The organism is Xanthomonas sp. Leaf148 (genome assembly GCF_001423585.1).
In the GTDB taxonomy this organism is placed as follows: Bacteria; Pseudomonadota; Gammaproteobacteria; order Xanthomonadales; family Xanthomonadaceae; genus Xanthomonas.
The window spans coordinates 17,166-38,096 of sequence record NZ_LMOP01000009.1; the positions used below are offsets into that span (position 1 = coordinate 17,166).

Annotated in this window: 17 protein-coding genes, 3 other RNA genes and 1 pseudogene; 10 read left to right on the plus strand and 11 right to left on the minus strand. The window is 64.8% G+C overall.

Features of this window, described 5'->3' with window-relative positions; translation table 11 throughout:
- The 3 genes from ASF90_RS12460 to ASF90_RS12470 form a co-directional block, all read right to left on the minus strand.
- Positions 1 to 288: a hypothetical protein gene (locus ASF90_RS12460; RefSeq protein ID WP_236699265.1), complete on the minus strand. Its 288-nt coding sequence runs from the start codon at positions 286 to 288 to the stop codon at positions 1 to 3.
- Positions 285 to 1,241: an alpha/beta hydrolase-fold protein gene (locus tag ASF90_RS12465; protein ID WP_055851367.1), complete on the minus strand. Its 957-nt coding sequence runs from the start codon at positions 1,239 to 1,241 to the stop codon at positions 285 to 287. Before ASF90_RS12465 ends, ASF90_RS12460 begins: the two co-directional genes overlap by 4 nt.
- Positions 1,242 to 1,518: 277 nt before the next feature.
- Complete coding sequence (locus ASF90_RS12470) at positions 1,519 to 2,154, minus strand: YiiX/YebB-like N1pC/P60 family cysteine hydrolase (protein ID WP_055851370.1); 636 nt, start codon at positions 2,152 to 2,154, stop codon at positions 1,519 to 1,521.
- 211 nt (positions 2,155 to 2,365) lie between these two features.
- Between ASF90_RS12470 and ASF90_RS12475 the strand changes: the two genes are divergently transcribed.
- Both ASF90_RS12475 and ASF90_RS12480 read left to right on the plus strand, forming a co-directional pair.
- A complete protein-coding gene (locus tag ASF90_RS12475) occupies positions 2,366 to 2,701 on the plus strand; it encodes a DUF3817 domain-containing protein (protein ID WP_055850449.1) in 336 nt (111 codons plus the stop codon).
- Positions 2,702 to 2,869: 168 nt separating this feature from the next.
- Positions 2,870 to 4,840 (plus strand): S9 family peptidase, encoded by a 1,971-nt coding sequence (locus ASF90_RS12480; protein WP_055850451.1) that lies wholly within the window; start codon positions 2,870 to 2,872, stop codon positions 4,838 to 4,840.
- A gap of 372 nt (positions 4,841 to 5,212) precedes the next feature.
- On the opposite strand, the gene ASF90_RS12485 is transcribed toward ASF90_RS12480, so the two are convergent.
- Complete coding sequence (locus tag ASF90_RS12485; protein WP_055850452.1) at positions 5,213 to 7,528, minus strand: S9 family peptidase; 2,316 nt, start codon at positions 7,526 to 7,528, stop codon at positions 5,213 to 5,215.
- 386 nt (positions 7,529 to 7,914) lie between these two features.
- Positions 7,915 to 7,991, minus strand: a non-coding RNA gene (locus tag ASF90_RS22280) — sX9 sRNA.
- Between the two features lie 98 nt (positions 7,992 to 8,089).
- Here ASF90_RS22280 and ASF90_RS12490 point away from each other — a divergent pair.
- Positions 8,090 to 9,511 (plus strand): annotated as a pseudogene (locus ASF90_RS12490) (GAD-like domain-containing protein); the annotation flags it as partial.
- Positions 9,512 to 9,516: 5 nt separating this feature from the next.
- Here ASF90_RS12490 and ASF90_RS22285 read toward each other — a convergent pair.
- Positions 9,517 to 9,592: non-coding RNA, sX9 sRNA (locus ASF90_RS22285), on the minus strand.
- A 94-nt stretch (positions 9,593 to 9,686) separates the two neighbouring features.
- On the minus strand, positions 9,687 to 10,778 hold the full coding sequence (locus ASF90_RS12495; protein WP_055850458.1) for a DUF1615 domain-containing protein: 1,092 nt from the start codon (positions 10,776 to 10,778) through the stop codon (positions 9,687 to 9,689).
- Positions 10,779 to 11,426: 648 nt separating this feature from the next.
- Between ASF90_RS12495 and ASF90_RS12500 the strand changes: the two genes are divergently transcribed.
- The 4 genes from ASF90_RS12500 (at position 11,427) to ASF90_RS22290 (ending at position 15,120) form a co-directional block, all read left to right on the plus strand.
- Positions 11,427 to 13,301, plus strand: coding sequence for a GGDEF domain-containing protein (locus tag ASF90_RS12500; protein ID WP_055850461.1), 1,875 nt, complete (start codon positions 11,427 to 11,429; stop codon positions 13,299 to 13,301).
- A 116-nt stretch (positions 13,302 to 13,417) separates the two neighbouring features.
- Entirely contained in the window at positions 13,418 to 13,897 is a 480-nt protein-coding gene (locus tag ASF90_RS12505; protein WP_055850463.1) for an Rrf2 family transcriptional regulator, read from the plus strand.
- A 111-nt stretch (positions 13,898 to 14,008) separates the two neighbouring features.
- Positions 14,009 to 14,908: an NAD(P)/FAD-dependent oxidoreductase gene (locus ASF90_RS12510; RefSeq protein ID WP_055850466.1), complete on the plus strand. Its 900-nt coding sequence runs from the start codon at positions 14,009 to 14,011 to the stop codon at positions 14,906 to 14,908.
- A gap of 136 nt (positions 14,909 to 15,044) precedes the next feature.
- Positions 15,045 to 15,120, plus strand: a non-coding RNA gene (locus tag ASF90_RS22290) — sX9 sRNA.
- A gap of 4 nt (positions 15,121 to 15,124) precedes the next feature.
- Here ASF90_RS22290 and ASF90_RS12515 read toward each other — a convergent pair.
- Positions 15,125 to 15,667, minus strand: a complete 543-nt coding sequence (locus ASF90_RS12515) for a hypothetical protein (RefSeq protein ID WP_055850469.1) — start codon at positions 15,665 to 15,667, stop codon at positions 15,125 to 15,127.
- Positions 15,668 to 15,975: 308 nt separating this feature from the next.
- On the opposite strand from ASF90_RS12515, the gene ASF90_RS22295 reads away from it, so the two are divergent.
- Entirely contained in the window at positions 15,976 to 16,305 is a 330-nt protein-coding gene (locus tag ASF90_RS22295; RefSeq protein WP_115559676.1) for a hypothetical protein, read from the plus strand.
- A gap of 146 nt (positions 16,306 to 16,451) precedes the next feature.
- Here the strand turns inward: ASF90_RS22295 and ASF90_RS12525 are convergent, their stop codons facing one another.
- Together ASF90_RS12525 and ASF90_RS12530 are read right to left on the minus strand one after the other, a co-directional pair.
- On the minus strand, positions 16,452 to 16,985 hold the full coding sequence (locus tag ASF90_RS12525; RefSeq protein ID WP_055850472.1) for a hypothetical protein: 534 nt from the start codon (positions 16,983 to 16,985) through the stop codon (positions 16,452 to 16,454).
- Positions 16,986 to 17,051: 66 nt separating this feature from the next.
- Positions 17,052 to 17,903 carry an MnmC family methyltransferase gene (locus tag ASF90_RS12530; RefSeq protein WP_055851376.1) on the minus strand — a complete coding sequence of 284 codons (852 nt, stop codon included), beginning with the start codon at positions 17,901 to 17,903 and terminating at the stop codon, positions 17,052 to 17,054.
- Positions 17,904 to 18,380: 477 nt separating this feature from the next.
- Between ASF90_RS12530 and ASF90_RS12535 the strand changes: the two genes are divergently transcribed.
- On the plus strand, positions 18,381 to 19,256 hold the full coding sequence (locus ASF90_RS12535) for a DMT family transporter (RefSeq protein ID WP_055850474.1): 876 nt from the start codon (positions 18,381 to 18,383) through the stop codon (positions 19,254 to 19,256).
- 136 nt (positions 19,257 to 19,392) lie between these two features.
- Here the strand turns inward: ASF90_RS12535 and ASF90_RS12540 are convergent, their stop codons facing one another.
- Positions 19,393 to 20,163 carry a transporter substrate-binding domain-containing protein gene (locus tag ASF90_RS12540; protein ID WP_055850477.1) on the minus strand — a complete coding sequence of 257 codons (771 nt, stop codon included), beginning with the start codon at positions 20,161 to 20,163 and terminating at the stop codon, positions 19,393 to 19,395.
- A gap of 299 nt (positions 20,164 to 20,462) precedes the next feature.
- Here ASF90_RS12540 and ASF90_RS12545 point away from each other — a divergent pair, with 299 nt between their 5' ends.
- Positions 20,463 to 20,678, plus strand: coding sequence for a hypothetical protein (locus ASF90_RS12545; RefSeq protein ID WP_055850480.1), 216 nt, complete (start codon positions 20,463 to 20,465; stop codon positions 20,676 to 20,678).
- Positions 20,679 to 20,931 lie beyond the last annotated feature (253 nt).

Below are 20,931 nucleotides of genomic sequence, written 5' to 3' on the forward strand. Positions count from 1 at the left end.
TCAAATGTATAAGCGCTGTTGCATTTGCGCCATGTGCTGGAAGTGGGGGGGCATCAACGTCAGCTGGGTGAGGTGGTCGGAGGTGCTGCGTAGGCTGCTGCGCTGTTTTCCGAATAGTGCGGTGGTGGAGAGATCCGGGTGGAGTTGCACGTGATAGCGCTCGAGCTCGAACCCTGCGCCCGGCAATGTTGGCGCTGCGGCCATCAGCGAACACGGTGCGAGTGCCAGCAGCGCAATTGCCAGTAGCGACATCGGGACCTTGCATCCGGCCAGCACCCGATGTTTCACCGCTCGCTCCGATCAGAAGTCTTTATCCCGAGCAAGGCCTTCAAGCCGTGGGTGGCGCCGCGTGGCCCGATGGTCAGGTGGTCCTCGTCATTGAGAACGTCCAGCTCGACCTGTAACGACGGATAGTGTCGCGCGCGCAGTGCCTGTGCCATGTGCTGTGCGTCGATGACCATGTCGTAATTCTGGTGATAGCGCACCTGCTCGTACTCGCCGACGTACATGTACACCTGTGCCGGCAGGTCGGTATGCGAGGCGGCAAAGCTTTTTTCCTGCGCCACCATCGCGTGCTCGCCGTACCAGTACGATGGGCTGCCCAGGATGTAGCCGGCAAACATCTCCGGTGTGCTCAACAGGATCTGCGTGCCCAGCAGGCCGCCGTACGAATGCCCCAGATACAGGCGGCGCTGTTCGTCGGTTCGGTAGCGGTTGGCAACGAACGGCAGCACGCGATCGCGCAGGTAGCGGATGTAGTCGGCGCTCTTGCCGTGGGTGGCAACGGGCGCTGCGGTTGGGCCATCTTCCGGTGTGGGCGTGTAATCGCGTCTGCGGCTCGGCATGGGCTCGTCGCCGAGTGCGTAGGACAGCCCAACCAGAATGAAATCCTCGATGGCTGGGCCTTCGCCGTTCAAGCGACGCGCGATCTGCTTGACCAGTGGAAACGCATAGTCGCCATCGGTGGCATACAACACTGGGTAACGGCGCTGCGGATTGTCCGCATAGCCACGTGGCAGGGCGACGAAGACCTGGTAGGTGCGACCTGTCGCCGGATCGGGCACGTCCCAGACCTGCGTATCGGCCAGTTCATACGGTTGGCCCTCGCCACGCTGGCTACCGGGTGCGTGAGCGGGCTTACGCGCTGACACCGTTGGCTGTGGCGTCGCTGCAGTAGCCGGTGTTGGCGGTGGTGCTGGTGCTGGTGCTGGTGCCTTGCCGCAGCCAGCCAGAAGCAATATTCCCAATCCTGCTGATAACAGCTTATTCAAGACAGCCTCCTGTGTGGCGCTAGAGCGCAATGTTGTTGCAGTAGTGCAGATGACATCTAGACGAGGAGACGCGGCGAACCGCGCGTACCTGCTCTGTGGCGTTGGATGCGTGTAGATATCGATGATGTCAGTCGACCTGAAAGAAGCGTTAGGCACCTGGTACCGCACACCACGCCTGGGTCCAAAGTCTTCGATGATCGAACGGCGCAGCGCTCCCAACCAGCTAAAACCGCGGGAAAACATGCCTTCAGTTCAACGGACCAACCACGCGCAATGCCGCTGCCTTGGCCATATCGTTCGGATTGGTGCCGGGCAGGCCCTGCGGCACGGCCATGCCTCTGTTGCGATAGAAGTCGGTCCAGTACGGCGACACGTTGCCGGTCTGCAGGTTTTTGAAGTTCATCGGTTGCAGCGCAAACACCTGATGTGCGCGGAAGGCGCGCTCGATGAAGTCCGAGCAGTAGTAACTGTTGTCGTCCTGCACGTAGGTCTGGTTGTACGGTTTGCCGAGCATGCGCCGCGCCTGCGCGATGGCGTCGGCAATGGCGGGGCGATGCGCGGGGGTGAGCCGGTACACGACGATCTGCCGCTGCTTGGCGGTGGCCTCATCGATAAATGCCTGCAGCGGTTGCTCGCGCGAGCCTTGTTCGTCGGCATGCAGTACCACCTCGGTATCGCCGTCATGTGCCACCAGCGCGACATGGTCGAAGCTGCGTTCGCCCTGTGTGGCGGTGGCGTCGTCGATGGCGCCGCTCAGGCCGCTGCGCGCTGCGGTGACGAATAGCAGGTCGCCATCGTGCACCTTTAGTGCCATTGCGGTGGCGGGTAGTAAGGCAGTGAGCAGTAAAAGCAGCAGAGCGATGCGCATGGTGTGGGGCGTCAGGACAACAGTGTCGGCATTATCGCCGGGATGCGGGTGAATGCGCCGAGCCGTAGGACGCTGCGTGCGTGCCGCAACCATCAGCAAGCGCGGGACGTGTACTGGCAGCGCCACGCGCCGGTTCACTTGGCCTTGCCTGTAAACTGCTGCTGCCAGCGGGCGTCGCCGCCGCCATCGCGTCGCGGCAATCCTTGAGTGTCCACTGGAGTGTTGCATGCGTTCTGCTGCTGCGTTGTCGCCGATGGGTCGGCTGTTTGCGGTTGCCGCCTTGATCGAAGGCGTGACCTGGGCCGGGCTGTTGCTCGGCATGGTGCTCAAGTACGGCACACAAACCACCGAGGTCGTGGTGTGGCTGTTCGGTCGCCTGCACGGCGGCGCCTTTCTCTTCTACGTGGTGGTGAGCGTGCTTGCCGCACTGCGGCTGCGTTGGCCGTGGTGGGCCTGGGGGCTGAGCCTGCTGGCCGCGCTGCCGCCGTTGGTGACGGTGCCGTTGGAAATGTGGTTCCGGCGCATCGGCTTGCTTGGCCAGCGGCCGCCGTCTGTCGGTTGATGCGGAGCATGCGTTTAGGCCGCTTGCGTCATCGACCGCAGTAGGTTCGAGCGCATTAGGCCAGCCAGTCGCAGGTTTGCAGCATCACCGATTGCGCTGATGGGGACATGGACGCGGCGGCAGTCGTTTGCCACCATGCACCTCTCAAGGACAGGTCGTGGGGGCGATATGCGTGGTTGGACGATAGGCGTGCTGAGTGTGCTGGCATGGGGAGTGGCAAGCCCTGGAGTCGCGCAGAGCGCGCCGGAAACCATGGATCTTGCGCCATATCTCAAGAGCGACCAGTTCGAGCGGATCAAGATCTCGCCGTCCGGTGCCTATCTCGCACTGACCATGCCGCTGGAAGATCGCACCGTGCCGGGCATCGTGCGGCGGCAGGATAAGGTGGCCACGGCCAAGGTCACCGGCGGCGTCAACAGCGTGGTGGACGATTTCTGGTGGGCCAGCGATGAGCGCATCGTGGTGTCGATGGCGCAGCGGCTGGGCTCGCGCGACGAGCCGGTGGCCATCGGCCAGCTGCATGCCATCGATGCCGACGGCAAGAACGGTCGCCTGTTGGCCAGCCCGTACGGCACCAATCCGGATATCAACGGCGCGCAGTTGAAGATGGATCTGGACCCGGCCACCTACATGCTGGACACCTTGCCGGGCGACGCACGCAACATCCTGGTGTCCGCGGTTCCGTTCGTGGGCGATCCCAATGTCCGCATCGACAAGCTGGATATCCAGACCGGCCGGCGCACGACCGTGGCCACCTCGCCGGTCCGTCGGGCAGGGTTTGTGACCGACCAGCAAGGGCGGATCCGCTTTGCCAACGGCCTGGACATCAGCAACATCAGCAAGCTGTATTACCGCGACAACGACGACGCACCGTGGCGGCTGATCAACGATGCGGCCACCAGCAAGCATCGCGAATTCCCGCTGGGTTTTTCCGCCGATGGCAGTCGCGCTTATCTGCAGGTGGAGCAGGCCACCGGCACCGATGTGCTGGTGGCGTGGGACCCGGCAACCAGCAAGGCAACACCGCTCCTGCACGACGATACCGTGGACCCGTACCACATCCTGCGCGATCTGGACGGCACCACGCCGATCGGTGCGTCGTATATGAGCGATCGCGTGCGCAATCGCTTCTTCGACGAAACAGCGCCCACCGCCAAGTTGTATCGCAGCCTGGAAAAAGCCTTCGACGGCAACGCGGTCTACATCACCTCAGCCACCAGCGACCGCCGCATGGTGCTGGCGTATGTGTGGAGCGATCGCAACAACGGCGATTACTATCTGTTCGACACGGTCAGCAAGAAGGCCGACCGCGTGTTTAGCCGTCGCGAATGGTTCCCGCCCGATGGAGTGCCGGCGACCAGGCAGGTGAGCTTCAAGGCGCGCGATGGCCTGGTGCTGCATGGCTACCTGACCCAGCCCTTGCATGCGCAAGCCGGCAAGCCGCTGCCGTTGATCGTGATGCCGCATGGCGGCCCGTTCGGGATCTTCGACAAGTGGGAGTTCGATGACGACACTCAGTTGCTGGCGGCAGCCGGTTACGCGGTGCTGCGCGTCAACTACCGCGGCTCGGCCAATTATGGCTACGCGTTTACCCAGGCCGGTGCCAAGGAGTGGGGCGGACGCATGCAGGACGATGTCACCGATGCCACCCGCTGGGCCATCGGCGAAGGCATTGCCGACGCATCGCGCATCTGCATCTATGGCGCAAGCTACGGCGGCTATGCAGCGCTGATGGGCGTGGCCAAGGAGCCGGCGCTGTATCGCTGCGCGGCCGGTTATGTGGGTGTCTACGATCTGGACATGATGGCGCGCGATACCGGGCGCTCCGCGCGTTGGGCAAAGAACTGGACGGTCGATTGGCTGGGCGCACGCGACACCTTGGCTGCGCGTTCGCCGGTGACCCTGGCACGGCAGATCAAGGTGCCGGTGTTTCTGGCGGCCGGCGGCAAGGACGAGCGCGCGCCGATCGAACATACCAAGGCCATGGAGCGCGCGTTGAAAGGCGCCGGCGTGCCGGTGGAGTCGCTGTACTTCCCCAACGAGGGCCACGGCTTCTACACCGAAGCGCATCGACGCGAGTACTACACGCGCTTGCTGGCGTTCTTGAGCAAGCAGCTGGGTGGTGCGACGGCGAAGTAATCGGTTGGCGTCCCACCAGGTGTTGCCTGATGGGACGCGTTATCAAGAGCGCTTGCTGTGGTGGTGCGTGAAGCTTGATGCGTTAACTGCCTTGCGCATTGCGCCTGCAATCTTTCGCGCTGCCGTGTTGCTGGGTTTGCGGGTCTACGGGTAAGGCATCGCGGCCGGGGCCGCTCCTACGTTTTTTGGGGCTTTGCAGGTTTGTGCGAGCGATGCTCGGGTGCATTGGGAATCTCGTGTTGCGCATTAGACAGCTGCTGCACGACGGAGCAAGCAGCTGCATCACCGCTTTCTGTGCACTCCCCCCTTTAATTGCTTTGGCAGCACGGCACCGTCGATGGTCGACGATGCCGTGTCCAGCACCACTCACTTCTACGGCATCGGCTTCATCTGGTACTGCGCCGGCGGCGTGGCACCGAGCAGGTATTGCACGAAATAGTCCCAGCGGCGGCGGGTGACATATGGGGTCATCTCGCCGTAGCCGTGTTTGGCGTTGGGCAGCATCAGCATGTCGAAGTTCTTGTTGGCCTTGATCAGCGCTTCGGCCACCAACAGGGTGAGATACGGCGGCACGTTGTCGTCCAGGGTGCCGTGCACCAGCATCAGCCTGCCTTTGAGCTTGCTGGCATGCGTGGCATTGGCCTGGTCGTCGTAGTTGGAGGTGCCGTCTTTGTTGACGATGTGCTCGCCGTGATACTTCTCCGCCCAGTCGTCTTCGTAGCCGCGGTTGTCGTGGTTGCCGCTTTCCGACCACGCCACCTTGAAGAAGTCGGGGTAGCGCAGCATCGCGCCGGTGGAGGCGTTGCCGCCGCCGGAGTGCCCCCAGATGCCGACACGGTTGAGGTCCATCCACGGGTAGCGCTGCCCCAGTTCCTTCAGTCCGGCCACCTGGTCGGGCAGTGTGTTGTCGCCCATGTCGGCGTACCAGGTGTCGTGGAAGCTCTTGGAGCGCCACGGCGTGCCCATGCCGTCGATGGCGATGACGATGAAACCGAGTTCGGCCAGCGATTGATTGTCGCCATGGCCGGCATAGAAGCGGCGACCGCGGACCGAGCCAGTCTGCGGGCCGGGGTAGATGTAATCGATGACCGGATACGTGCGGCTGGCGTCGAAGTTGCTGGGCTTGAACATCAACCCGTACAGCGTGGTCTTGCCATCGCGCGCCTTGACCGTGATCGGCTCCGGTGGCACCCAGCCGGCGGCCTTGAGGCGGGTGATGTCGGCAGTGGCTATCGTGCTGATGCTGCGGCCGTCGGCGGCGTCGCGCAGCAGCGTGACCGGTGGCGTCAGCGAGGTGGAATAGGTATCGACAAAGCGCGCGCCGTCGGGCGATAGCACGACGCTGTGGTCGGCCACTTCCGGCGTCAGCAATACCGGCGCGCCGCCATCCAGGCTCACCTTCCACAGCTGCTGGTAATACGGATCCACGCCCGGCGAGCGGCCGACTGCCATGAACCAGGCGGTGCGTGTCGCCGGGTCTACGCGCAACAGCTCGGTGACGTTGCCTTCGCCAGTGGTGATGGCGTGCTTGGGCTTGCCGGTGCGCAGGTCGTAGAGAAACAGCTGCCCCCAATCGCTGCGTTCGGAAAACCACACCGCCTCATCGCTGCCCGGCAGATACGCCCAATTGGCGGCCACCTGCCCACTTTCGTAATAGGTCTTGGCGGTTTCGTCGAACGCGGTGCGGACCTCGCCGGTGGCGGCATCGGCAATACGGAACCAGGTCTGCTTGTGGAAGCGCGAAGTGGAGGCGAATGCCAGCGTCTTGCTGTCGGGCGACCATTTCGCATCGTCCCAGGCGCCGTCGCAGCTGACGTCATCGCACAAGGTGGAGCGGTGTTGGTCCGGCGGCATCTTCAAACGCACCACGCTGCGCGATGGCACATCGATGATGACGCGCTCGATCATGGTCACGTCCTTGTCGCCGGCCAGCGGGTATTTCCACGCCTGCAGCTCGGGATGACCGAGCTTGGTGCTGACCAGGTACATGTCGCCGGTCTTGCGCTGATCCTGCTGGAACGTCGCTATCTTGCGCGAGTCCGGCGACCACGCCACGATGGCGCGATCGCTGTGCTGCCAGCCGGCGTTGTCGGTGGCGTAGCCAAAATTTTCCACGCCATCGCGGGTGAGCTGGGTTTCCTGGCCGCTGGCCAGATCGCGTAGCCACAGGTTCCAGTCGCGAATGAAGGCTTCACTGCGCTTGTCCGGCGACAAGACGCCAGGTTCCGGTTTGTCCTTGGCGTACAGTTTGCTGCAACGCGCACGCGCATCGCAGACCACGGCGGTATCGCGCACATTGAGGCGGTAACGACCATCGGCGGTGACCTTGACCACCGGCGCGAAGGTGTCGGCCTTGAGCGGTTTGTCGCCGGTCTTCAATAGCGCGTTAAGCGAAGCGACCAGCGCGGACTGTTTGAAGATCGGTGCGGTCTTGCCGGTGGCGGTATCCAGCTGCAGCAGCCTGTCGCCCTTGGCATCGTGGTCGACATAGACCAGGTGGGTGGCGTCCAGCCAGTCGATGCGTGAGGCCGTGTGATCGACCAATGGCTGGGTGAGGTAGCCGATCAGGCGTTCGGCGCGGGCATAGTCGGCCTCGGTGACGCTGGGTGCCTGCGCACTGGCGATGACCGGCAGGACGGCCAGGGCGAGGGTGGCGAACAGCTGCCGTATCGGCAACGGGGTGGGCATGAAAGACTCTCCGGGACGAAAGGAGCGCGCAATGCGGTCGGCGCGACCGTCCGATGCTACCCGCCACGTGGGCCGGGTGCCTCTGCCAGAAGTCGTGTCTGCGCCGTTGTCGACGGTGGCAGGCCGCACGCGTTTCGGCAACCGAGTGGGCGTGACCGACGCGGGGCGGACCTGTGATCGAGCGGTTGCCGAGCAGGTCGCCCGGCCCGGCACCGGCACAGCGTGACCGATGAGGTTCGTCGAGCTCGATGCCACCGAGGCAGATCACACCCGTGGACCGCACGCACGCCGGTGATCGGCCAGCCACTGACGACGGGACTGTCACGCTATGCACTACGCTTCTCGGCGTCCACACAGGACCATGCGGCACGATCTGGGTTTAGAGCGGCTAACGAAACGTAGCGAGCAGTCGTCAGGTGGGTGCGGATGGCGCGCTCAGAACCGGAGTGTACGCGTGGACCGTGCCACACCGAGCACCGGCCGCGCCCGTCTGGCGGTGAGCACAGTCGTTTTGTTCGCTGCTCTTACTGACCGCACGCAACGTTGACTGGAGGCCGTCTGATGTCATGGTTCCGCCGCTTGGCACTGTCCCGCTTTATCAAGGCGCACCCGCCGCGCAAGACGCAGCCTGCCCCCGCGGATCTGATTGCCGCCTATGCGCCGGTGCTGCCTGCCAGCCTGCTTGAACTCTGGCGCCAAAAAGGACTGGGGCACTATGGCGACATGCAACTCGCGCTGATCGACCCCCGGCAATGGCAACCGGTGCTGGATCGCTGGATCGTCTCGCCACCCGATGCGGTGCGGCGTATTCCGATTGCGCTCACCCCCTTCGGCGCACTGCTGTACTACCGCAAGCTGACCGCCACCGACGAAGACGTGGTCTACCTGGACCCGGTCTCCAAAGCCGCCGCTGACCTGAGCTGGAGCCTGGACGACTTCTTCAACCAGTCCCTGTGCGAGGCGGAATTCTGCGACTCCCTGATCCCATCGGCCCTGCTCGCCGCCGCGCGCAAAGAGTGCGGCGCACTGGCTGCGGGCGAGGTCTACGAGATCGATCAGATGCTGTTTTCGATGCAGATGTTGCAGGTCAACAAGGTCGATGCCTTGGCGCTGCACACCCGGCTTCGCGATGCTGTCGACGGCCCTGCAACCGTCGCCGATGCACCGACGAGCAATGGCGACGCATTGCCCGCAGAGCAGCGCTCTCTGTTCGAGGGCATCTTCAACGCGCCACAGTCCAGCAACGACCTGCACGGCGTGTACCTGTCGTCTTATATCGACTGGCATCGCATGCTGGCGCTCGAGCCCAACGGCCAGTATCGCCTGCTGTTCTGGAAAATCCATCATCGCAGTCTTGCACGCACCAATGTGCGTGCGTATGCGGGCCGCTATGCGGTGACGCATACCGAGATGGGCGACGAGCACGTGACGCTGGACATCCGGTTGCGGCCCGACTCGAGTGGTAGCGATGCCAACGATGCGCAGCTGGTGGTCATGCGCTCGGGGACCGACATGTTCCTGCTGCGCGCCGACGAGCTGGCAGACATGGCAACGGCCATGGATGGCTCGAACACGCTGGGCCGCAGCGAGTATTACTTTCGCAAGGTGAGGTTGAGTGATGCATTTGTCGAGGAGCCATCCGATGGACGCGCTGCGCCGCCGCTTGCCGATCTTCCACGCGCGTTACAGCAACGGGTGAATGCCGAAGCGATCATCGCCACCATCACCCATGTGGACGACGTCGACCCCGACGCTGAGGACGACGGCGCCGGCACCGTCATGTGCACACTGGACCGAGGCCAAGACGATGGCCTGCGCATGAACATGCCGCTGCGCTCGCCGCCAGACACGGGGCGCGCCCTGTATGGCTGGGTCTGGGAGATGCACCCTGCAGCCTGTCGGGTCGGCATCAACTATCAACGCGGTAGCGATGGCAAGCTGGAAGATGGTCCTGTTGTCGGCGATGTGTTGACCAGTCGCCTAAGAGCGGCTAACAAAACGTAGCGAGCAGTCGTCAGGTGGGTGTGGACGGCGCGGAGGAACCGGAGTGTACGGGTGGTACATGAGGATTCCGAGYAGTTTTGTTAGCTGCTCTAAGTGGGGAATGAGATGCTGGTACGCAGCGCAGGCACCACGCGCAGCGCGGCAAATCAGCCGCTTACTTGCTCATGCAGCGCGTCCAACGCGCGTTGACCCGCTGCGCAAACCAGGCGGTAGTCAGCGTACGGGTGATCTTGGGGCTGTCCAGGGTGATGCCCGGCAGCACCGCGCGCGGCAAGGCCTTGCCGGCGCTGCGCTCGGCCAGCGCGAACACTTGGCGATACAGCGCGCTTTGTTCGAACTCCAGCGTGTTGCCGGCTTCCAGCGCACTGCGGATCTGGCGGTCGCTCAGCGCCAGCTGGCTGCCCAGCGAGCGCACCGCGCGCTCGGTGCCGCCGGGTGACTCCAGGCTGGCGCCGGGCGCGAGCAGGTCGCCGTCCAGTGCGAGCGCGATGCCGCTGGCCTTGCTCAGTGCGGCCTGAAACGCGGCATTGCGGCTGGCATACCAACCGGCGTTGAAGTCGGCAAAGCGATACAGCAGCGCATCGTAGGTCGTAGGGTAGCCCAGCAGATGGGTGGTGCCGAACCACAGCCCGCCACGGCGGCTGAACACCTCGTGGCGGACCGAGCTGTCGGGCGGATACGGGTAGCGCGCGGCATGTTGTTCGGCGAAGGCGATGCTCACCTGCATCGGCCCGGCGGTATGCACCGGATTGAGCCCGTCGAACAGGCGCGCGCCCAGCGGCACGCTGCCGGTGAAGTCTTCGAAGATGTGGCTCAGTTCCTGCTCGGTACGCGCCGCAGCGATACGGGTGGCGTAACTGCGGCCATCCGGCGAGGTGATGCGCAGGGCCGCATCGACCATGAAAGCCGGGATGTGGTGCGCACTGGCGCGGCGGTCGATTTCCGCGCGCGAGATCTTGCCCAGGTTGGGCACCGCGGGGTTTGCCTGGTAAGTCGATTCCTGCTCGGTCACCGCCAGCACGGCGCAGATGTGCTCGGCGCTGGTGTCCAGTGCCTGCGACGATAGCGCGACATACACATCGTTGGCCCAGTCGCTGCGATCGGACAGGTTGGCCGGCAGGCGCCGTACGATATCGGCCTTGACCGCCTCCGGCGAGCGCTGCGGCGCACGCGGCGCCTGGGTGGCGCAGGCCGACAGCAGCGCGATGGCGATCAGGGTGAGCAGGCGGGGCAGGGGCAAGGTCACGGCGTCTCCAGACGATCAGGGGCGGCAGCTGCCGTGCCGGAGTTTACGTGGCCGCGCCGTGGCGTCCGTCATGTGGCTGCCAAGCGGCGGAAGGCCGCGTGCTGTGGCGTGGCCATCGTCGCCAGACCGTGGCCGCCTGATCGTGGCGCCGGGTATGGCATCGGCATCGCGTGCGGCAGCAAGCCTGCATCGATCCCAAGCGCTCGTCCCGCATCCACTGCGGCCCACGCAGCGCTTGCAGGCACGCAGCGCTGGCAGAACGGCCACCTGGGACTGCGCGTCGCAAACCAACAGCGCGCCCACTCGCAACGCCGTTGCATCCCGGGCGCCGAACGCCTGCCCGCTCGGCCTGCCGGCCACCGCGCGCGCCCAACTGCGTCATCCAGCTGATTCAAGACTTGCGCATCCCGGCCGATAACGGGCTCGACCATCAAAAGCGATCACGGCGTCTGCCGTGTCCGCCGGTCACCCTTGCAGCCGTACGACATCGAGCGCGCGCATTGCCGCGCAGCTCACGCGATTCCACCGCTGTCCGACCACGGGAGTGCCTTCAGATGCCGCAGCAAACAGCTAGCCCCGGCCAGGTCAGGTGCAGTGCCGTGGAGAGCGTGCGCATGCAGTGTGGTCCACCCTCCCCGTGATACGCCGATGAGCATGCCTGCGATGGTCTGGCGCCGCCTGCTCGCTGCGTGCTTGTTGTTGTCGTTCGGCGTTGTGGCCTGGGCACAGCCGCAACCGTGGAAAGCCATCGAATTGGCCACGCTCGACGACCCGATGCGGGCGTTGCAGATGTCCCAGCGTGCGCTGCAACAGGCCCGCGTCGATGGCGACCGCGATGCGCAGTTCTGGGCGCTGTTGGCGCAGTCGCGCGTGTTGATCTCGCTGGAAAACAGCGAGGCGCGCCTGGCCGCGCTCACCGAGGCCCACGGACTGTTGGACCAATTGCATGGCAATGTGGCGCAGGCGCAGTTGTGGCTGGACATCGTGCAGGCGCTCAGCGACGTGCGCGAAAACCCCAATCGCAGCATGGTGGCGCGGCTGAACGGCTTACGTCAGCAGGCGCGCGCACTGCGGCGCAGCGATCTGTTGTGCGAAATCGAAGCGGTCGACATGTGGAGCATGCTGGCCTCCGGCAGCAGCGACGAGGCCTGGAGCGCCGCGCAGACCAGCTACCAATGCGCCGTGCGCGAACACCTGCTCAGCGTTGAGCTGGATGGCCTGACCCAGCTGGGGTCGTTGGCCAGCCGCGTCGCAGGCCGCGTGGCCGACGATAACGATGCGCAGGATTACCTGCAGCGCGCCCTGGCGCGCCTGCACGACCAACCGGCGCGCTTTCAGCGCAGCCTGATCGAATACGAATACGGTGCCACGCTGGCAGTGCAGCAACCCGCCGCCGCATTGCTGCACTTCCGGCGCGCGCTGGCGCTCAGCCGCGAGCTGGGCGATCAGGCCGGCGTGGCGGCAGCGCTGACCAGCGCCAGCGAAGCCTTGATCAAGACCGGCGATGCCGCAGCGGCGCTGGCGATGGCGCGCGAGGCGCTGCCGTTGATGCAGGCGCAGGGCAATATCGGCCGGGTGGCTGCCTGCCACGCCATCCTGTTACAGGCCTTGACCGCGCTGCAGTCGTCCAGCCTGGGCAGCGCGATCATCGCGGCCAAAGCGGCCGACGACCCGAACCTAACCTTGAGCGGGCGTGCGGAGTTGGTCGATGCCATCGCTCAGGCGCTGGCGGTGGAAGGGCGTTATGCGGAGGCCTACCAGGAGCTGCAGCGCGCCAACGCGCTGCGCGCGCAGAACCTTGACCGCCAGCGCGACACGGTGATGCTGCGGCTGCAGGCCCGCTATGAAGACGCGCGGCGCGAGGCGGAAAATGCCGAGTTGCGCCGACGCAGCGAAACCGCGCAGCTGGCATTGCAGGCGCGCGAAGCCGGTCAGCGCGCCTTGTGGATCGCGCTGTGCGCTGCGTGCCTGCTGCTGGTGGGTGCGTTGATCGTGCTGGCGTTTGTCGCACGCCATCGCCGACAACTCTCGCGGCTGGCCATGCGCGATGAGCTCACCGGCCTGCCGAACCGACGCGCCATCCGCGCCGAGGCGCAGCAACAGATCGACCATGCCCTGCGCACCCACACGCCCTGCATGCTGGCGCTGATCGACCTGGATCACTTCAAGCTGATCAACGATGTGCACGGCCATGCCAGCGGCGATGCGGTGCTCACCGCGTTGGCCAGTGCCTCGCTGCTGGCGTTGCGCGCCCAGGATCGCCTGGGCCGGCTGGGCGGCGAAGAATTCCTGCTGGTGCTGCCGGGCTGCGGCGCGGACGAAATTCCGGCGGTGTTCGCGCGCTTGCGCAATGCGGTGGCTGCGATCGAGATCCCTGGCTTGCCCGCAGAACAGCCGGTGCGGTTCTGCCTGGGCGCGGTGAGCGTGACCCCGGCGGCAGGACTGGACGTGCTGTTGAGCCAGGCCGATCTGGCGCTGTATGCCGCCAAGACTGCCGGGCGCGATCAATGGGCGGTGTGCTGAGCCTGCGGCGCACCGTTTGAATCTGCGCTGCGACAATTAGGTAACGCTACGGCACAATCCAGGCGTGACGACGGCATGCCGTCCCTCTGAACCGATCGAGCGAAGCCGAAGACCGCGTGCGAACCGATAGCCGCCTTTCCCGCATGTTGCATGTGCTGTTGCACATGGCCAGAAGCGCGCAACCGATGACCTCCGAGCAGATCGCCAGCATGCTGGCGACCAATGCGGTAGTGGTGCGCCGGACCATGGCCGGGTTGCGCAGCGCCGGTTACGTGCAATCGAGCAAGGGACACAACGGGGGGTGGCAGATCGCCTGCGATCTGGCCCAGGTGACGCTGCTGGATGTGCATCGCGCAGTCGGCGGCCCGCATCTGTTCGCGATCGGCGCCGATCATCCCAACCCGCAGTGCGCGGTGGAGCGCGTGGTCAACGCAGCGATTGCCGATGCACTGGCCGAAGCCGAGGCATTGCTGCTGCAGCGCCTGGGCAGCGTGACCCTGGCCGCACTGGCCAGCGAGTTCGACAGCCTGTGCAGCGCTGGCGCGCCACCTGCCGGTAAGGCCACCGGTAAGCGCAAGCGCACGCAGCAGCACTGAAGCACTGAAGCACGGCAGCAGTGTGTCGCGCATCGGTGTATGCGGTAGTGAGTCGCTTGTCTTTTCATGTAACATCTAAAAGTACATAAAGAGATGCAGCGGAGATACGCTATGCAGCATGAGGTCATCATCATTGGAGGTAGTTACGCGGGGCTGTCGGCCGCACTGCAATTGGCGCGCGCGCGGCGCACCGTCCTGCTGGTGGACAGTGGCCAGCGACGCAACCGGTTTGCCGCCACCTCGCACGGCTTTCTGGGCCGCGATGGGGCATCGCCTGCGCAGATCGCCGATGAGGCGCGAACCCAGGTGCTCGCCTATCCCAGCGTGCGATGGGCCGATGGAACGGTGGCGCAGCTGCGTGGCCAGGCGGATGCATTCGAAGTCACGCTTGCCGACGGCAGCGTTCACAGCGGGCGGCGGCTGATTCTGGCGATGGGCATGGTCGACCGTTTGCCTGCGCTTGCAGGCCTGGCAGAACGGTGGGGCCGGCAGGCGTTTGTGTGCCCGTACTGTCATGGCTACGAGCTGCAGCAGGGACGCATCGGCGTCGTGGCGACAACGGCGTTTGCCGCGCACCAGGCCAGCATGTTGCCGGATTGGGGCGCAACCCAGTTGTTTTTGAACGACACGCTCGTGCTGGATCAGGCCCAACACGCGCAACTTCAGGCGCGCGGCGTGCAGTTGGTGAACGGCGCGGTGACGGCGCTGCAAGGCGAGGGCGACACGCTTGAATTGGTACTGCGAGACGGACAGACCTTTGCGCTGGACGGGGTGTTCATCACCCCGCAGACCGAGATCAGTCCGTTGGTGGCACAGCTCGGATGCGGTACCAGCGACGGGCCATTGGGCAGCCATCTTGCCGTGGACGCGATGCAAGCCACCACCGTGCCGGGAGTGTTTGGCTGCGGCGACATCGCCAGCCCGGCGGCATCGGTGGCATTTGCTGTTGCCAGCGGCGCCATGGCCGGTGGTGCGACCCATCGCACGCTGATGTTCGGTTTGCGCCACTGATCGCTAACGCGGCCATCGGTCAACTGCGCAGGCCGTGCTGACCTGCGCGGCAACCGATGGCCGCAGGTGTTCTTGGATCAGCCAACAAACCGACTGTGCTCACCGCCAGGCGGGTGCGGCCGGTGCTCGGTGCGGCATGTACGACTCGTACACTCCGGTTCCTCCGCGCCGTCCCCACCCGCCTGACGACTGCTCGCTAGGTTTTGTCAGCCACTCTTAGCGGGATTCGCGCAGCGGAATCTTGTGCTCGGTGGAATACGCGCGCTGTGCGGTATTCAAGGCTTCCATATCGATGTTGAGCTGAGTGGAGACCGCTTCCAGATCCTTGGCCAACGGCTCCAGTTCGGCGTTGGTGTAGCCATTGGGCAACGCGGCGACGCGCTCCAGCGCGGCCATCATCGCGTCGGCGCTCTTGAGATACGCCGACAGTTTGGTGTCCAGGTCCTTGGCGTTGTCCGGCACGCCCGAGGCCATGGCGGTATTGGCCTGCGCATTGGCAGCCAATGCCTTGCGCTGGCTGCCCAGTGCGGTCTTGTAGCTGTCCAGCGGCTTGTGCGCGACGGCATCGGTGATCAGGCTCTGCCCGCGATCGCCCGACACCCACGGGTCGATGATGGTCACGGCGCCGTTCCAGACCGACACGTTGTGCAGCAGGTAATCGCTGGAAGAGAGCTTGGATGCGCCGGACGTGGCGCCGCCGCCGCACGCCGAAAGCAGCAGGCCGAGAGAGACAAGCAAAAGGGTGGTGAACGTCTTCAAAGGGAGATCCTTGATACAACGCGGTTGCCATGCAGTGGCAAACCCGCAGTAACTCAAGGAAGCGTCCGGACATCGGCATCGCGGTGTTGCAGGCCATCTTCCTTGAGACGAATGCAGCGTGGTGCGTTCCATGCACGCGGTCGCGTGCGCTGCGCCATCAGTATAGCGGCACACCTTGTGCAAGCGCGTTGTAACGACAGGTCAGTGGCGGCGCGTATCGCTGCCAACACGCACAGACAACCGTCAACGGACGCGTCGCTTGCGCTGCCCCACGTACACTGCGCACCCCGCACATCTCTGGAATCAGGGTGAAAAAGCGTCGCACTGTCTCGCCACCGGCGCCCACGCGTGCGGACTCGACCATCCAGACATGGCTGGTGCGCGCAGTGGTGCTGGCGGTGGCGAGCGCTTGTGTTGGACGGCTTTGGCTGCTGCTGGATGCGGTCTTCAAGCAGCGCTATGTCAGCGTCCTCCGCGGTCGCCCGACCAGGATCTTTTATGCCGACAGCGATCCGCAGCGGTTCTGGATATCCATCGGCTGGGATGCCGCGCTGACCGGCACGCTGTTGGCACTTATCGTCTGGTTCGCTTACGCGGGCTGGAAGTCGCACCGCCGTCAACGCCGGCGAGCGCGGTGATCGTCCCGCCAGCACGCGCCTGCGCGTGACGTGTCGGTTGCAGTGATGTGTTGCAGGGATGCATGCATCTGTTGGCGGTGGCAACCAATGCGGCACGCGAACGCGGCAGGTGCGTTGCCGCAGCGCACACGTGCATGTCGCCGCCCTTAGGGCGTGCGTTGCCTGCGCGCAGGTGGTTGCGCGTCGCGTTTGGGCCAGATGTCGTAGCTGTAGACAAATTGCTTCTGGTCGGCACCAGCGGTGGGATCGCAATGCCACGAGTTGGCAACGATGCCCGGCTCCAGCACCCCATCGACCTCCCGCACTGCTTGCGACTCGAATGCGCAGATAGGCCCATCGCGTGCGACGTCCCAATCTGCGCGCGCGGTCGGGCGCGCATGCTGCACCAGCACGATGTCGCTGCCATTGAAGTGATGGACCTGCGCGCCGTGCTCACGGTTGATGCTGAAGTAGCACGGGGCGTGCACGCCTAGTGGCAGCACCGCGTCGTCGCGCAACACGGCGCATTTGCCATCGCGCTCGCCCAGCCGGATCAGTCGCCCCGCCAACGTTGCCGTGGTCACCGGATACCGCGTGGTGACCTCCGACATGGGCTGTGCCGGCGCAGTCTGCGCACAGGCCGGCGCGCACAGCGCCATCAACAACGCGGCCAAAGAGAAAGTACCGAGGTGAGTGCGCATGCAACGTCCGTGTTGAGGGCGGTGCAGTATCGCAGATCCGCCCGGCGGCAATGCCGGGCGAGGAGACTAGCGCCGCACAGGCAGGGTGGCGAGCACGCCATCCAGCGCGAGTTGGGCGGCGAAGCCGGCCTTGGTCAGTCGCTTGGCCACTTCATTGGGCACATCGCGCCCGCTGGTGAGTTTGTTGGGTGCGCCGGTGTAATGAAACAGCCGCCCGCCACGGCGCATCACGCGCGCCAGGTGATCGTAGAACACCTGCGAATACAGCTCGCCGGCAATACCGAAACGCGGCGGGTCGTGCAGGATGGCGTCGACCGAATCGTCCGCCAGCATGGCGATCTGCTGCGACACGTCGGCATGCGTGAGGTGCAGGCGCCCGCCGGCATCGGCCGCCTCCGGATTCGGCGACCAGGGGTTGAGCGTGCGTAACCACAGCACGTCGGCGTTCTTTTCGAAGGAAAGCAACTGCGCCACGCCGTCTTCCAGCGCGCAGGCCGCGAAATACCCAAGGCCGCCGCAGGTGTCCAGCACGATCTTGCCGCGCGGGTTCACCAGCGCCACCTTGCGGCGCGCATCCTCGAACGGCGAGATCTGCGCAGACGGCAGCATCTTGATGCCATCGATCTCGAAGGTGGGCGCCCCCCATTCGGTGGGCACCAGTTTGATCAGCGCACTGCCAAAGCGCGAGATCGGCGCGAAATCATCGCCTCCCCAGAAATACACCGTGCGGTCTTTGAGCTTGCCCGGATAGGGGAAGCCCATGCCGCGCCACTGCCAAGTCTGTGCATCGAGCTGCACGCTATCGCTGCTGCGGCCCAGATCCAGCGACCCGGTCCACGTGGCGAGACCGGCGCTGCGTGCTGCCAGCAGCGCCTGGGCATCGGGAAGGGTGAGCAACGGTCCGGAATAGTGGGTCACGTGGTCGCTATGTTGTCGCTTGCCGCCGATGGCGGCGTGTCGAATGAAGAGAGGATAGGCGCAAGGCATCGTAACCGACGGCGCCACGAGTTAAAAACGCGATGAAGCATGCGCGATGCAGCCCCACGGTTGCCGGCGCTGACCGGGGCGCGGGCGACACATGCGCCCGGCTTGGCCCAGCGATGACGGCTCCGGCTTGCGATGACGGCCGTCGCGCGCAAGGACCTCGCGCCTGCGCAGCCCTGGCGCGAACTCCGCCCAGGATCTGTGGAACGTGGTCTTGCCAGCAGACCGCTGTCTGTCTGGCCGCGAGGTGCGGTGCGACGCATGAGCCAGGGGTGTTGGCAGGATCGAGCTTGGAGGCGTTGTGAGCCGGTCGCGGGATCCTCCGGCCAGCAGGCTGCAGTCGCACTGCATAATGCGTCCGTTCCCCGCGCTCCTTCCGCGAGGGGTGTCATCGAATTCAAGAGGCGCGTGATGCTCAAAGGTGTGCTGCTCGGTTTTGCGTGTTATGCGGCTTATTCGATCAGCGATGCCTTCGTAAAACTGCTCGAAGGAACGCTGCCGGTCTACGAGGTACTGTTCCTCGGCGCCTTGCTGATGCTGTTGGCGGTGCCCTTCCTGAAGAAGCCCGATGACCAGCTGCGCGAACTGGTCATGGCCAAGCAGCCGGCATTGTGGCTGCTGCGTGCGCTCACTGGTGCCATCGGCAATCTCACCTCGGTGATCGCCTTCACCACTTTGCCGATGGCCGAGGCATTCGCGCTGATCTTCCTGATGCCGATCTTCGTCACCGTGCTATCGGTGGTGTTTCTCAAGGAAGAAGTGCGCTGGCGGCGTTGGACGGCGGTGATCATCGGCTTCATCGGCGTGCTGATCGTGCTGCGTCCCGGCTTTCGGCATCTCACTCACGGACATGTCGCGGCCATCGTGTGCGGCTTGGTCGGTGCGATCTCGGTGATCACCCTGCGCATGGCCGGGCATAGCGAAAAACGCTTGACGCTGTATGGGGCCGGCGTGATCGGCCCGCTGGTGATGGGCGGCATCCTGATGCTGCCGAGCTTCGTATGGCCGTCGCTGTATCAGTGGGGCCTGCTGGCCGGCTACGGCCTGCTCGCGGGGCTGGCTGCCATTTGCATGATGTACGCCACGCGTCTGGCACCGGTCAGCGTGGTGGCGCCCACGCAATACAGCCAGATGTTGTGGGCGATCGCATTCGGCTACTTTCTGTTCCACGACCATCTGGACTGGCCGATGGGCGTGGGCATCGCGCTGATTCTAGGGGCTGGCCTGTTTACCTTGATCCGCGAAGAACAGGTATCGCGCTGGTGGCGCCGCACCAAGATCGTCTGAGGGCGGCGCGGTGCGCCGCGGGAATGGGGAATGGGGAATGGGGAATGGGGAATCGCAACGGCGCGGCTGCGCTCGTGTCGCAGTGAGCTAAAGCACTTGCTCTTGCACTTGCGATTCCCGATTCCCGATTCCCGATTCAAGGCCTCCGCCAGGGCTCAACAAGACGAACATACTCGCCGCTGGCCTTGCTCAGATGCAGCCACTGGTCGACGTAGGCTTTCCATGCCGTGTCGTCGCGCGGAAGCAGGAAGGCTTTTTCGCTGTATTGCAGCGGTTGCTCGGGAGCGATGGCACACAGGCCGGGCAGCCGGGCTTGCTGGTACAGTGCTTCGGACGCGTCGGTGATCATGACGTCTGCGCGCTGGTCCAGCAGCTCCTGGAAGATGGTGGTGTTGTCGGCAAACAGGCGCAGCTGCGCGCGCGGCAATTCGCGCCGTGCAAAGGCTTCGTTGGTGCCGCCCGGCGGTTCGATCACGCGCACCTCGGGGCGATTGAGTTGCGCAACGCTGCGATAGCGCGCCTGGTCGGCGCAGCGCACCAGCGGGATCTTGCCGTCCACATCCAGCACCGTGCTGAAGCTGGCCTGGCGCTGCCGTTGCAAGGTCACCGAAATGCCGCCAACCGCAATGTCGCATCGGTCGGCCAGCAGGTCCGGTAGCAGTTGCGGCCAGCTGGTGCGCACAAACTTGGCCTGTACGCCGAGGCTATCGGCCAGCGAGTGCGCCAGCGCGATATCGCTGCCTTCGAAGCTGCCGTCGTCGCGCAACAAAGTATAGGGGCGATAGTCGCCGGTGGTGCACACCCGCACTACGCCGGCGTGCAGCACTGCGTCCAGGCGCGACACCGGCGTGGCGGCATGCGCGACACCACAGGTCAGCAGGAATGCGAGCAAGATGCGACAGCGCATGGCATGGCCTCGAAGATGAGCACGCATGATAGCGATGGTCGGCAGGGCAGTGCGCTGGATCGTTGCGACGCAGACGGTGGCATTTGGTGCGTCTGCGCCTGAGCGCTGCTTGCTGCCGGTTACCGCAGTATCCACAGAGACGAGAGGCGAACGCATTGCTGCCTGCGCTGTGCGTGGCCGCCGCGCCTCGTTGCTGAGCGACGTCAACACGGCGTTACGGTCACCGCCGTCTGGATCACAACCCGGTAGCACCGCGCGGCCTAGCGTCGATGCATCACTCGAATCACACGGAGCCATTCATGCACCTCAACCCACGCACTGCTCGCCCGATGAGCGCTTTTACGGCAGACATGCCGGCCCATGGCACCCCCGATCCGGATACGAACGGGGACGAGATCCCGGTCGAAGAGCAGCCGCCGCAACAAGGCGGATTGCGCGAGGAGGTTGGCAATCTCGAAGAGGATGACAGCAACGCGCTACCCGGTCGTGTTGGCGGTGGCCTTGCTGGTGGGTGAGGGCGTGATGGCAAGCTGCGTAGGCATGCCGATGGCAGGTTGAAGCGGGTCAGTGGTGCTCTGCCGGGCTAATTGAGCTCTTGATGCGGCGCTTGCTGTGATGTCGCCAAATCAAGAGGTTTTGCGTGGAAGGCGCCTTTACGAAGTGAGCAGGGACGACTTCGGCCACCGGCGAAAGTGCAGATGCTTCGTCCTGCCTCTCACTGCACTCCCGCGTGGGGCCCCGGCCCGCGTGTGGCGCGGGCGCTCCCAC